Annotated in this window: 1 protein-coding gene; it reads left to right on the top strand. The window is 72.9% G+C overall.

All coding sequences use genetic code 11. The features are described from left to right. Window positions 1–257: 257 nt before the first annotated feature. On the top strand, window positions 258–15,195 hold a 14,938-nt coding region (locus ACFVS6_RS33395; RefSeq protein WP_389709881.1), incomplete at its 3' end, for an amino acid adenylation domain-containing protein.

The following is a 15,195-nucleotide window of genomic DNA, read 5'->3' as shown; positions in this document are numbered from 1 at the left end:
GGGCTCCGACATTCTCTGCCAGCAAAATTGGACGTGAATTCGAGTAACAGTCTACAAATCGGCCATATACCCTTGCTATCCGCCGGATATCCAAATCCTCAAGACCCCTTGATAAGCCCAAACAATCGGTTGACCTGCACGTCAGAGGGTTGTTAGCGTCCAAGTTCCCATTAATCGAATGATGCTCCAGCGGCATTTCCTAGATTGCATCGCACCACGCAATGGCCGGGTGCTCCGGCGGACGAATGTGAGGGACAGTGTCTGAGTTCGCTGCCGTTCGGCACGGTCTGACCAGCGCACAGCACGAGGTGTGGCTCGCCCAGCAACTGGATCCGCGGAGCACCCACTACAAGACCGGGTCCAGCCTGGAGATCAGCGGGCCGATCGACCACGCCGTGCTGAGCGCCGCCCTCCGGCACACCATGGCCGGGACGGAGACGTTGTGCTCCCGCTTCCTCGTCGACGAGGACGGCCCCCACCGGGTGCACTGCCCGATCGCCCCGCCGGACCGGGCCGACGAGGACGCCCCGACGGCCGCCGACGGGAGCCCCCTCACCCCGGTGCGGCTGGCCCACTTCGACCTCACCGGACACCGGGACCCCGAGGGCGAGGCGCTGCGCCTGATGGAGGCCGACCGGGCGACGCCCGTGGCCCTGGACCGGCCCGGCCTGAGCAGCCACGCCCTGTTCACGCTCGGCCCGGACCGGCACATGTACTACCTGGGCGTCCACCACATCGTCCTCGACGGCACCAGCATGTCCCTCTTCTACGAGCGGCTCGCCGCCGTGTACGCGGCCCTGCTGGACGGCGGCGCCGTACCGCCGGCCTCCTTCGGCGACATGGACCGGCTCGTCACCGGCGAGGAGACCTACCGCGCCTCAGCCCGGTACGAGAAGGACCGCGCCCACTGGACCGGCCTGTTCGCCGACCGTCCCGACCCGGTCTCCCTCACCGGCCGCAGCAGCCGCCTCGCCCTCGCCGGCACCCGGGTCGGGCTGCGCCTGGCCCCGGAGCGGACCCGGATCCTCGACGAGGTCGCCGCGGCGAACGACTCCTCCTGGGCGCGGGTCGTCATCGCCGGCGTCGCCGCCTTCCTGCACCGCATGACGGGCGCCGAGGACATCGTCGTGTCCGTGCCCGTGACCGGCCGCCACGGCGCCAACGCCCGCACCACGCCCGGCATGGTCTCCAACCAGTTGCCGCTGCGGCTCACCGTCCGCCCCGGCACCACCTTCACCGAGCTGATCTCCGAGGTCTCCACCGCCCTGGGCGCCCTGATGGCCCACAGCCGCTACCGGGGCGAGGACCTCAACCGCGAGCTCGGCCTGTCCGGCGGCGCCGGCGTGCTCGGCCCGACCGTCAACGTCCTGCCCTACACCCGGCCCGTGGACTTCGCCGGTTCGCCCGGCGTGATGCGCAGCCTCGGCTCGGGACCGACCACCGACCTCAACTTCGTGCTGACGGGCACCCCCGAGTCGGGGATCCGCGTCGACTTCGAGGGGAACCCGCAGCTCTACGACGCCGAGGAGCTCCGCTCGCTCCAGGAACGCTTCGTGGGCCTGTTGGAGGACCTGACGGCGGATCCGGCCGCCGCGGTCGGCCGGGCCGTCCTGCTCGGCGACGAGGAGCGCCGGCGCGTCCTGTCCGACTGGAACGACACCGCGCACGAGGTCCCCGCGGCCACCCTGGCGGACCTGCTGGCCGCGCAGGCCGCCCGCACGCCGGCGGCGCGGGCCCTCGTCTTCGAGGGCACCACCCACACCTACGCCGAGCTCGACGCCCGCGCCGAGCGGCTGGCCCGCGCCCTGACGGCCCGCGGGGCCGGGCCGGAGAAGTTCGTCGCCGTGGCCCTGCCCCGGTCCGCCGAGCTCGTCGTCGCACTGCTCGGCGTACTGAAGGCGGGAGCCGCGTACGTCCCCGTCGACCCGGGATACCCGGCCGACCGCATCGCGCACATCCTCGGGGACGCCGGCGCCATGCTGGTGCTGACCTCGCGGGACACCGAGGGACGACTGCCCGACGACGGCACCCCCCGCCTGCTGCTCGACGCCCCCGGGGCGGCCGACGACGTGCGGGCCGTGGCCGCGGACACCGCCCCGGCCGCCCGCCCGGCCCTCGACCCCCGGCACCCCGCCTACGTCATCTACACCTCGGGATCCACCGGCCGCCCCAAGGGCGTGGTGGTCTCGCACGAAGCCATCGTGAACCGGCTCGCCTGGATGCAGGACACCTACCGCCTCGACGCCTCCGACCGCGTCCTGCAGAAGACCCCGTCCGGCTTCGACGTGTCCGTGTGGGAGTTCTTCTGGCCGCTGATCGAGGGCGCGACCCTGGTCGTCGCCCGGCCCGAGGGCCACATGGACCCCGCCTACCTGGCCGACGTCGTCGCCCGCGAAGGCATCACCACCCTGCACTTCGTGCCCTCGATGCTCGACGTGTTCCTGGGCGAGCCGGCCGCCGCCGCGTCCCTCACCGGCGTCCGCCGCGTCTTCTGCAGCGGCGAGGCCCTCTCCCCCGAACTCGCCGCCCGTTTCCTGGCCCTGACCGACACCCCCCTGCACAACCTGTACGGGCCGACGGAAGCCGCCGTCGACGTCACGTACTGGCCGTGCGCCGCCACCGACGGCCAGGTCCCCATCGGCCTGCCCGTCTGGAACACCCGGATGTACGTCCTGGACGCCGCGCTGCGTCCCGTACCGCCCGGCGTGCCCGGCGAGCTGTACATCGCCGGCGTCCAGCTCGCCCGCGGCTACCTGGGCCGACCCGCCCTCAGCGCCGAACGCTTCACCGCCGACCCGTACGGCCCCACCGGCACCCGCATGTACCGCACCGGCGACCTCGCCCGATGGAACCGGCGCGGACACCTGGAGTACCTCGGCCGCGCCGACCACCAGGTCAAACTCCGCGGCTTCCGCATCGAACTCGGCGAGATCGAGTCCGTCCTGCTGGCCCTGCCCGGCATCGGCCGGGCCGCGGTGCTCCTGCGCGAGGACCAGCCGGGCGACCAACGCCTCGTCGCCTACCTCGTGCCGGCCGCCGGCGGCCGCCCCGACCCCGACGCGCTCACCGGACCGCTGCGCGAACGGCTCCCCGACCACATGGTCCCCGCCGCCTTCGTCGTCCTGGACGCCCTGCCCGTCACGCCCAACGGCAAGCTGGACCGCAAGGCCCTGCCCGCCCCCTCGTACACGAGCCGCACGCGGCGCCGCGCCCCGCGCACCCCGCGCGAGGAGATCCTCCGCACCCTGTTCGCGGAGGTCCTCGGCGTCGACGAACCCGGCATCGACGACAGCTTCTTCGAGCTCGGCGGGCACTCCCTGCTCGCCACCCGCCTGATCAGCCGCGTCCGCACGGCGCTCGGCACCGAGCTGACGATCCAGCAGGTCTTCGAATCCCCGACCGTCGCCGCGCTCGCCGCCCTCACCGGCGCCGGCCGGGCCCGTACCGCGGTCACCGCCCGGCCGCGGCCCGAACGGCTTCCGCTGTCCTTCGCCCAGCAACGCCTCTGGTTCCTCCACCAGTACGAGGGCCCCTCCGCGCTCTACAACATTCCGGCCGCGCTGCGCCTGACCGGACCCGTGGACGAAACGGCCCTCGCCGCCGCGATCGGGGACGTCGTCGCCCGGCACGAAAGCCTGCGGACCGTCTTCGCCGAGGACGAGCACGGCCCCCACCAGGTCGTCCTCACCCCCGAGCGGGCGGCGCCCCGCCTGGAGATCACCACCTGCGACGCCGAACGCATCGACGCGGAACTGGCCGTCGCTGCCCGCCACCCCTTCGACCTGGCCCGCGAAACACCGCTGCGCGCCACGCTGTTCACGCTCGCCCCGCAGGAACACGTCCTGCTGCTGGTGCTCCACCACATCGCCGGCGACGGCTGGTCACTGGCCCCGCTCGCCCGGGACCTGGGCACCGCCTACGCCGCCCACCTCGCCGGGACGACCGCACCCGACCGGGCGCCACTGCCCGTCCAGTACGCCGACCACGCACTGTGGCAGCACGAACTCCTCGGCGCCGCCGACGACGCGGACGCCGAGGGCAACCGGCAGCTCGCCCACTGGCGGACGACCCTGGCCGGACTGCCCGAACGCCTCGAACTCCCCACCGACCGACCCCACCCGGCCCGCCGCACCAACGCCGGCGCCCGCCTCGACCTGTCCGTCCCGGCCCACCTTCACCGCTCGCTGGCCGCCCTCGCCACCGAGACCCGCACCAGCGTGTTCATGGTGCTCCAGGCCGCCCTCGCCGGCCTGCTGACACGGCTCGGCGCGGGCGAGGACGTCCCGATCGGCTCGACGATCGCGGGGCGCACCGACGCCGGGGTGGAAGACCTCGTCGGCTTCTTCGTCAACACCCTCGTCCTGCGCACCGACACCTCGGGCGACCCCACGTTCCGCGAACTGCTCGGCCGGGTCCGCGACACCGACCTCGCCGCCTTCGACCACCAGGACGTGCCCTTCGAGCGGCTCGTCGAGGCCCTCAACCCGGACCGCGGGGCACCCCACCACCCGCTGTTCCAGGTGATGCTGACCTTCGACACCACCCAGCAGGACGCCCTCGGCGAGCTGGGCAGGCTGCCGGGGCTGCGGGCCGAGCTGGTGCCCCTGCACACCGGGCTGTCCAAGTTCGACCTGGCGTTCGCCTTCGACGAGGGTCGGGACGCCGACGGTGCGGCCGCCGGACTGCGCCTGGCCGTCGAGTACAGCACCGAGCTCTTCGACGCGGACACGGCCCGCGCCCTCTCGGAGCGGCTGCTGCGGCTCCTCGCCGCCGTCGCCGCGAACCCGACGGCGCGCCTCGCGGACATCGACGTGCTGGCCCCGGGCGAGGAACACCGGCTGCTGGTCGACGCCAACCGGCCCGACCCGACGACGACGCCCGCCGGGGACGCGGACGCCACCCTGCCCGAACTCTTCGAGCGGCAGGCCGCCCGCTTCCCGAACCGCACCGCCCTCACCTTCGAGGACACCTCCCTCACGTACGCGGAGCTCAACGCCCGCGCCAACCGGCTCGCCCGGCTGCTGACCGCGCGCGGCATCGGCCCGGACTCCCTGGTCGCGCTGGCACTGCCCCGCTCCGCAGAGCTGGTGACCGCGCTGCTCGCCGTGGTCAAGGCCGGCGCCGCCTACGTGCCCCTCGACCCCGACTACCCGGCCGACCGCCTCGCCTACGTACTGTCCGACGCCGCCCCCGCCGTCCTCCTCACCGACCCGGACACCGCGACCCGCCTGCCCGCCCACGACGTGCCCCGCATCGTCGTCGCCGGTCCGGACCCCACCGGGGACGCGGCCGACGCGGCCGAAGCCGCCGACCTCCGCGACGGCGACCTCCGCCAGGAGGAACGGACCCGACGGCTGGACCCGCGCGACACCGCGTACGTCATCTACACCTCGGGCTCCACCGGCCGCCCCAAGGGCGTGGCCGTCCCGCACCACAACGTCGTGCGTCTCTTCTCCGCGACCGACCACTGGTTCGCCTTCGACGAGCAACAGGTGTGGACCCTCTTCCACTCCTACGCCTTCGACTTCTCCGTCTGGGAACTGTGGGGAGCGCTCCTCCACGGCGGCCGGCTCGTCGTCGTCCCGCACTCCGTCACCCGCGACCCCGTCGCGTTCCTCGGACTCCTGGAACGCGAACGCGTCACCGTGCTCAACCAGACCCCGTCGGCGTTCCACCAACTGGCCGCCGCGGAACGCGAGCACACCCCCGACCTGTCGCTGCGCACGATCGTGTTCGGCGGCGAGGCCCTGGACCTGTCCCGACTGCGCGACTGGTACGAGCGGCACCCGCAGGACGCCCCGGCCCTCGTCAACATGTACGGGATCACCGAGACCACCGTCCACGTGTCCCACTTCCCGGTGGACCGGGCCACGGCCGAGGCCGCCACCGCCAGCACCATCGGCGTCAACATCCCCGACCTGCGCGTCTACGTCCTCGACGGACGACTGCGGCCCGCCGCGGCCGGCGTCACCGGCGAGATGTACGTGGCGGGCGCCGGCCTGGCCCGCGGCTACCTCGGCCGGCCCGGCCTCACCTCGGACCGCTTCCCCGCCGACCCGTACGCCACCCTGTTCGGCGAGCGGGGCACCCGGATGTACCGCACCGGCGACCTGGCCAGGCGCCGCGCCGACGGCGGACTCGACTACCTGGGCCGCGCCGACCACCAGGTGAAGATCCGCGGCTTCCGCATCGAACTCGGCGAGATCGAGGCCGTGCTGGCAGCGCACCCCGACGTCACCGACGTCACCGTGCGGCTGCGCGAGGACGTCCCCGGCGACCTGCGGCTCGCCGCCTACGTGGTGACACGGGACGGCGGCCCGTCCTCCCGGGCCCTGCACGACCACGCCGCCGCCCAGCTCCCCGAGCACATGGTGCCCTCCGCGTTCGTCACCCTCGACGCCCTCCCGCTGACCCCCAACGGCAAGCTCGACACCGAGGCCCTGCCCGCGCCCGCCCACGAGGCGCGCACGGCCGGACGGGCCCCGCGCGGCCCCCGCGAGGAGATCCTCGCGTCCCTCTTCGCGGAGGTCCTGGCCGTACCCCGGATCACCATCGACGACAGCTTCTTCGACCTCGGCGGCCACTCCCTGCTCGCGACCCGGCTCGCCGGCCGGATCCGTACGGCCCTCGGCGTGGAACTGTCCGTCCGGCAGCTGTTCGAGACGCCGACCGTCGCCGGGGTCGCCGCGACCCTGGACGACGCGGAGCGTGCCCGCACCCCGCTGACCGCCGGTCCGCGCCCCGACCGCCTGCCGCTGTCCTCGTCCCAGCAGCGGCTGTGGTTCCTGCACCGGCTCGAAGGCCCCTCCCCCACCTACAACATCACCGGCGCGCTGCGACTGACCGGCCCCCTCGACCCCGAGGCGCTGCGCGGCGCCTTCCAGGCCGTCATCGTCCGCCACGAAAGCCTGCGCACCGTCTTCACCGAGGACGCCCTCGGCGCCCGACAGACCGTCCTCGCGCCCGAAACGGTCCACTTCGAACTGCCCGTCCGCGACACCACCGAGGGACGGCTCGACGCGGACCTGACGCACGCCGGCCGGCACTCCTTCGACCTGACCCGCGACGTCCCCGTCCGCGCCGAACTGTTCCGACTCGCCCCGGCCGAACACACCCTGCTGCTGTCGGTCCACCACATCGCGGGCGACGGCTGGTCGTTGGGCCCGCTCGTACGCGACCTGGCGACCGCCTACACCGCGCTCGCCGGGGGCCGCGCCCCCGAGTGGACGCCGCTGCCCGTCCAGTACGCCGACTACGCGCTGTGGCAGGCCGACCGGCTCGGTGACGCCGACGACCCCACCGCTGTGGCGGGCCGCCAACTCGCCCACTGGAAGCAGGCCCTCGCCGGCGCTCCCGACCTGCTGGAGCTCCCCACCGACCGGCCCCGCCCCGCCGTCGCCTCGCACCGGGGCGGCCGGGTCCCGGTGACCGTCCCGGCCGGCCTGCACGGACGGCTCGCCTCACTGGCCCGCGAGTCCCGGACCAGCGTGTTCATGGTCCTCCAGGCGGCTCTGGCCACCCTGCTGAACCGGATGGGCGCCGGCGACGACATCCCGATCGGCACCCCCGTCGCGGGCCGCTCCGACGACGCCCTCGACGAGGCCGTCGGCTTCTTCGTCAACACCCTGGTCCTGCGCACCGACACCTCCGGCGACCCGACGTTCCGGCAGCTGCTGGACCGCGTGCGCGAAACCGACCTGACGGCCTACGCCCACCAGGACCTGCCCTTCGAGCGCCTGGTCGACGTCCTCGGCCCGAACCGGTCGCTGTCCCACAACCCCCTGTTCCAGGTCCTCCTGAGCCTGGACACCACCCAGCAGAACGCGCTCGCGGCCATGTCCGCCGCCGGTTTCGCCGTGACCCCGATCCCCGTCGAGAGCGGCGTTGCGAAGGTCGACCTGGCCTTCGAACTCGCCGAGCACCGCGAGGCCGACGGCTCCCCCGCCGGCCTCGCCGGAGCCGCCGAGTTCAGCACCGACCTCTTCGACGAGGACACCGTCCGCTCCCTCGTCGCCCGCTTCCTGCGCCTGCTCGACACGCTCGCCCACGACCCGGACCTGCGGATCACGCAGCCGTCCGTGCTCGACGCCGCCGAACTGCGCCGCGTACTCGTCGAGTGGAACGACACCCCCCGCCCGGCGGACCCCAGGACCTTCGCCGAGTACGTCGAACGGCACGCCGCCGAGGCCCCGGACCGGCCGGCCGTCGAATCCGAGGACGGCACCCTGACGTACGCCGAACTCAACGCGCGCGCCAACCGGCTGGCCCGCCACCTCGTCGAACGGGGCGTGCGCGCCGAACAGTTCGTCGCGCTGGCCCTGCCCCGTTCGGCCGACCTGGTCACCGCCACCCTCGCCGCCTTCAAGGCGGGCGCCGCCTACGTGCCGATCGACCCCGCCTACCCGGCGGAACGCATCGCGTACCTGGTCGAGGACGCCGCCCCGGCCCTGATCGTCACCACCGGGGCCGTCGCGGGCGCACTGCCCGACACGAGCGTCCCGCTGCTCCTCCTGGACGACGCCGCCACCGGCGCGGAACTCGCCGCGCTGCCCCCGCACGACGTCACCGACACGGAACGGCACGGCCCGCGCCTCTCCGGCCACCCCGCGTACATGATCTACACCTCCGGCACCACCGGCCGGCCCAAGGGCGTCGTCGTCACCCATTCCGGACTCCCCGGACTCCTCGACATCTTCACCGGCGACTGCGCCACCGGCCCCGGCAGCAAGGTCCTCCAACACCTCTCCCCGAGCTTCGACGCGGCCTTCTGGGAACTGTCGATGGGCCTCCTCACCGGGGCGACCCTGGTCGTCGCACCGGCCGGCCTCACCCCGGGACCGGAGCTGGCCGCCCTGGCGAACCGCTTCGGCGCCACCCACCTCAGCCTGACCCCCGCCGTCCTCAAACTGCTGCCCGGGGACGCGCTGCCCACCGTCACGACCCTCGTCGTGGGCGCCGAGACGAGCCCGCCGGAGCTGGTGGAACGCTGGTCCGCCGGCCGTACGCTGCTCAACTCGTACGGGCCGACGGAAACCACCGTCTGCTCCACCATGAGCCACCCCCTGTCCGGCCCCGTCACCCCGCCCATCGGCGCCCCCATCGCCAACAGCTCCGTCTACGTCCTCGACGCCGCCCTGCGTCCGGTGCCCCCCGGCGTCCCCGGCGAGCTCTACGCGGCCGGCTCCCACCTGGCCCGCGGCTACCACGGCCGGCCCGCGCTCACCGCGGAACGCTTCGTGTCCGACCCGTACGGCGCACCCGGCACCCGCATGTACCGCACGGGCGACCTGGTGCGCTGGCTGCCCGGTGGCGAGCTGGAGTACCTGGGCCGCGTCGACACCCAGGTCAAGATCCGCGGACTGCGGATCGAGCCCGCCGAGATCGAGTCCGTCCTCGTCGAACGCCCCGAACTGGCCCGGGCGGCCGTCATCGTCCGCGAGGACAACCCGGGCGACCGGCGGCTCGTGGCGTACGTCGTACCCGAGCCCGGCCACGCCCCGGACGTCCGCCGACTGCGCGCCGACCTGCGCGGCATCCTGCCCGACCACATGATCCCCACGGCGTTCGTCCCCCTCGACGCCCTGCCCCTGACGATCAACGGCAAGCTCGACCGCAAGGCGCTGCCCGCCCCCGACTACAGCGGGCAGACCTCGGGCCGCACCCCGCGCACCCCGCGCGAACGACAGCTGTGCGCACTGTTCTCCGAGGTCCTGGGCCAGGGCCCCGTCGGCATCGACGACGGGTTCTTCGACCTCGGCGGCGACAGCATCCTCTCCATCCAGCTCGTCGGCCGGGCCCGCGCGGCCGGTCTCGTCCTGTCGGTGCGCGACGTCTTCGAGCACCAGACACCCGCACTGCTCGCCGAAGCGGCGACGGCCGCGGCCGGCCCGGAGGGCACCGAACCGCTCGCGGCGGTGGCAGGGGCGTCCCCCTACGGGGACGCCCCCACGACGCCGATGATGGGATGGTTCGCCGACCTCGGCTCCGACCGGGCCGCGTTCAACCAGTCGGCCGTCCTGCACGCGCCCGCCGCCCTGGACTTCGAGGCCCTGGGCCGCGCGCTGGGGACCGTGCTCGACCACCACGACGCCCTGCGGATGCGGGTCGCCGACGACTGGACCGTCACCGTGCCCGAGCCGGGTTCGGTGACCGCCTCCGACTGCCTGACCCGCTTCGACGCCACCGGTCTCGACGACGACGCGGTCCGCGCCGCCGTGACCGGTCGGGCCCGCGACGCCCGGTCCCGGCTCGACCCGACTGCCGGCCGGATGCTCCAGGCCGTCTGGATCGACCGGGGAACGGACCGGGACGGCCTCCTCGTCCTCGTCGCCAACCACCTCGTCATGGACGGGGTCACCTGGCGGATCGTGGTCCCCGACCTGGTCACCGCCTACGAGGGTGGCACCCTCACCCCGGTGGGCACCCCGTGGCGCCACTGGACCCGCTCCCTCTCCGACCTCGCCCTCGACGCGCGGACCGAGGCTCAGCTCGACCACTGGAGCACCGTCCTCGGCGGCACACCCCCCGCCCTGCGCGTGGACCGGATCCGCGACACCCACGCGGCCGCGGGGGAGGTCACCGCCGAACTCGACGCGGAGACCACCGAAGCCCTGCTGACCTGGGTGCCGGGCACCGTCAACGCCGGGATCAACGACGTCCTGCTGACCGCGTTCGCGGTCGCGGTCGCCGACTGGCGGCGCGGCCGGGGCGGCCGGGGCGGCGACCCCGACGCCCCGGTGGTGGTAGACCTGGAGAGCCACGGCAGGCACGAGGACGCCGTGCCCGGAGCCGACCTCAGCCGCACCGCGGGCTGGTTCACCTCCATGTACCCCGTCCTCCTGGACCCGACGACGCCCGGCACCGGTGGCGGCCCCGTCCGTGCGCGTACCCTGCCGTCGGCCCGGACGCCTGCCCTCGTACCGGCCCTGATCCCGGCCCTGAAGGCCGTCAAGGAACAGCTCCGTTCCATACCCGGCAACGGTCTCGGCTACGGCCTGCTGCGCCACCTGAACCCCACCGGCCGGGCCGTCCTCGCCGCCCTGCCGGTACCCGAGTTCGGCTTCAACTACCTGGGCCGGATCGGCCGGGGCGCCGGCGAGGCCGCCGCCTGGTCCGTCGCCGGGGCCGACGTCGCGGGGATCGACGGTGCCATGCCCCTGGCCCACCCGGTGGACCTCAACGCCTCGGCGCGCGAAACCCCGACCGGCACCCGGCTGTCGGCCACCTGGACCTACGCGGCGGCCCTGCTGCGGCCCGAGGACGTCCGTGAGCTGGCACAGGGCTGGTTCGCCGCCCTGAAGCGCCTCGTCGAGGAGGCCCGCCACCCGGACGCCGCCGGCCTCACCCCGTCCGACGTCACCCACCCGACGGTCACGCAGGCCGAGATCGAGCACCTGGAGTCCGTCGTCCCCGGGCTGCGGGACGTCCTGCCGCTCGCGCCCCTCCAGGAGGGCTTCCTCTTCCTCAACCTGTACGACGAGGACACCCGCGACGTGTACGTGGGTCAGATCTCCTTCGACCTGAGCGGCCCGTTCGACTCACCCCGCATGCGGGCGGCCGCCGAGACGCTGCTGCGGCGCCACGACAACCTGCGCGCCGGCTTCCATCAGGTCCCGTCGGGCGCCTGGGTGCAGGTCGTACCGGCCGACGTCGAACTCGACTGGCAGGAACTCGACCTGACCGGCATCGCCCCCGACGAACGGTCCCGCGCTTCGGACCGTGCCGCCGCCGAGGTCCTCGCCCGCCGCTTCGACCTGACGCGCCCGCCGCTGCTGCGGTTCACGGCCGTCCGGCTGGACGAGAACCGGGTCCGGCTGGTCATGACCAACCATCACATCCTCGTCGACGGCTGGTCCATGCCCCTGATCTGGCAGGAACTGATCGCGTTGTACGCGGGGGCCGATGGTGGCGCGGCTGCCCTGCCGCGGGTCCGTCCCTACCGGGACTACCTGACGTGGCTGGACGGCCGCGACCGGGAGGCGGCCCGCGAGGCATGGACGGGATCCCTGGCGGGTCTGGAGGAGCCGGGGCTGATCGCCCCGGGCGCCGGACCGGTGCAGTCCGCGCCGCAGAGCGTGACCTTCGGCCTGGACACCGAGACCAGTACCGCGCTCGCGGCATGGGCCCGCGCCCACGGCGTCACGATGAACACCGTCGTCCAGGGCGCCTGGGCATTGGCCCTGGCCCAGGCCACCGGCCGCGACGACGTCGTCTTCGGCGCCACCGTCTCCGGCCGACCGCCGGAGCTCACGGGCGTCGAATCGATGGTCGGCCTGTTCATCAACACCCTCCCGGTCCGCGCCCGCCTCGACCACACCGAACCCCTGACCGGCTTCTTCCGCCGACTCCAGGCCGAACAGGCCCGACTCCTGGACCACCAGTGGGCCGGACTCGCCGACATCCAACGCTGGGCCGGCCACACCGACCTCTTCGACACCGCCATGGTCTTCCAGAACTACCCCGTGAGCCCGGGAGCCACGAACACCCGACTCGACGGCGCCGGACTGCGCATGGACGGCTTCGACGCCGTCGAGAGCACCGACTTCGCCATGAACCTGGTCGCCCACACCAGGGACACCGCACTGCAACTGCACCTCGACTACCGGGCGGACGTATGCGAGGACCACCTGGCCCGGTCCCTCTCGCAGCGCGTCCTACGTGTCCTGAACGCCCTGACCACGAACGGCGACCAGCCGGTGGGCCGCCTCGACACCCTCGCCACCGCCGACCGCGAGCGGGTCCTGGTGGAATGGAACGGCGACGACACCCCCCACCCGGACACACCCCTGCACGAACTCTTCGCGGAACAGGCCGCCCGCACCCCGGACGCCGTAGCCGTCACGGACGAGCAGGGCAGCAGCCTCACCTACCGCGAACTCGACGGCCACGCCAACCAACTCGCCCGCCACCTCATCGCCCACGACATCCGGGCGGAACAGTTCGTGGCACTGGTCCTGCCCAAGACCACCGACGCGATCGTGAGCATGCTCGGCGTCCTCAAGGCCGGCGCCGCCTACCTGCCCGTCGACCCCGACTACCCGACCGACCGCATCACCCACATCCTCACCGACGCCACTCCGGCCCTCACCCTCACCGAACCCATCCCGAGGGACGTACTGGCGACGTACTCAAAGGACCCGCTCACGGATGAGGCACGTCGGTCCCCGTGGTCACCGCTCCACGCGGCCTACATGATCTACACCTCGGGCTCCACCGGCCGCCCCAAGGGCGTGATCATCGAACACCACGCCCTCGCCACCTACCTCCACCGAGCCCGCACCGCCTACCCCGCCACCGGCGGAGCGACTCTGTTGCACTCACCGCTGGCCTTCGACCTCACCATCACCGCCCTCTGGACGCCGCTGACCAACGGCGGAACCGTCCACCTCACCACCCTCGAAACCAGCACCCATCAGCCGACCCTCATCAAGGCGACCCCGAGCCACCTCGCCATCCTCAACACCCTGCCCGAGACGACATCACCGACGGACACCCTGATCCTCGGCGGCGAAGCCCTCCACACGGACCACCTCACCACCTGGCGAACGACCCACCCCCACACCCAGGTCATCAACGCCTACGGACCCACCGAGAACACCGTCAACGCCACCGAATACCGCATCCCGGCCGACGCACTCCCCGATGGACCCATCCCCATCGGCCGGCCGTTCACCAACACCCGGGCCTACGTCCTCGACAGCGCCCTACGCCCCGTCGCCCCCGGCACGAACGGCGAGCTCTACCTCGCCGGCCACCAACTCGCCCGCGGCTACCACCAACGCAGCGCCCTGACATCCGAACGATTCACCGCCAACCCCTACGGCCCTCCCGGCAGCCGCATGTACCGCACCGGCGACATCGCCCGCTGGAACCACAACGGCCAACTCCTCTTCACCGGCCGAGCCGACCACCAGATCAAACTCCGCGGACACCGCATCGAACTCGGCGAAATCGAATCCGCAATCGCGACCCAGCCGGGCGTACTCCAGACAGCCGTCATCCTCCGCGAGGACCAGCCCGGCGACCAACGACTCATCGCCTACCTCGTCCCCGACCCCACCTTCTGGAACGAGAGCATCGCCCAGGCCGGGCTCGCAGCCCGTCTGCCCGAGTACATGCTCCCCTCGGCCCTCGTCACCCTCGAAGCCCTGCCCCTCACCCCGAACGGCAAGCTCGACCGCAAGGCGCTGCCCGCACCCACCTACACGGGATCCGCCGCCGGCCGCGCACCCCGCAGCCCCCGCGAAGAGATCCTCGTATCCCTCTACGCCGAAGTGCTCGCCGTCCCCCACCTCACCATCGACGACAGCTTCTTCGACCTCGGCGGCCACTCACTCCTAGCCACCCGACTCGTCAGCCGCATCCGCACCACCCTCGGCACCGAACTCCCCATCCGGCAGCTCTTCGAGACCCCCACCATCGCCGGCCTCACCACCGCCCTCGACCAGGCGGTCGAGGCCCGCACCCCCCTCACCGCCCGGCCGCGTCCGGAACGCGTTCCGCTGTCCTACGCCCAGCAGCGCCTCTGGTTCCTCCACCAACTCGAAGGTCCCAACGCGACCTACAACACGGCGGCCGCTCTCCGTCTCACCGGCCGTCTCGACACCGACGCCCTGCGCCTCGCCATCGGTGACGTCGTCGCCCGCCACGAGAGCCTGCGCACCACCTTCGCCGAGGACGAAGAACACGGGCCGCACCAGATCGTCGTTCCTGCGGACGTGGCCGAGACGTCGTTCACGGTTGTCCGGGTGAACGAGGACGAACTCGGCGGGAAGCTGACGGAGGCCGTGGGTCACTGCTTCGACCTCGGTAGCGAACTCCCGCTACGCACTGTCCTTTTCGAGGTCTCGGACGAGGAGCACGTGTTGCTCCTGCTCATCCACCACATCGCCAGCGACGCCTGGTCCCGCACCCCCCTCGCCCACGACCTCACCACCGCCTACACCACCCGCACCACCAATGGCTCAGCCCCCACCTGGGCACCGCTCCCCGTCCAATACGCCGACTACGCCCTCTGGCAACGCCAACTCCTCGGCAACGACACCAACCCCACCAGCACCGCAGCACGCCAACTCGCGCACTGGAAAAACACCCTCACCGAACTCCCCGAACAACTCGACCTCCCCACCGACCGACCCCGACCCCCCACCGCAAGCCAAGCCGGCGACCGCATCACCTTCACCATCCCCACCACCA

The organism is Streptomyces sp. NPDC057939, from assembly GCF_042887545.1.
Taxonomy (GTDB): Bacteria; Actinomycetota; Actinomycetes; order Streptomycetales; family Streptomycetaceae; genus Streptomyces.
This window is presented reverse-complemented; position numbering and strand designations above follow the sequence as displayed.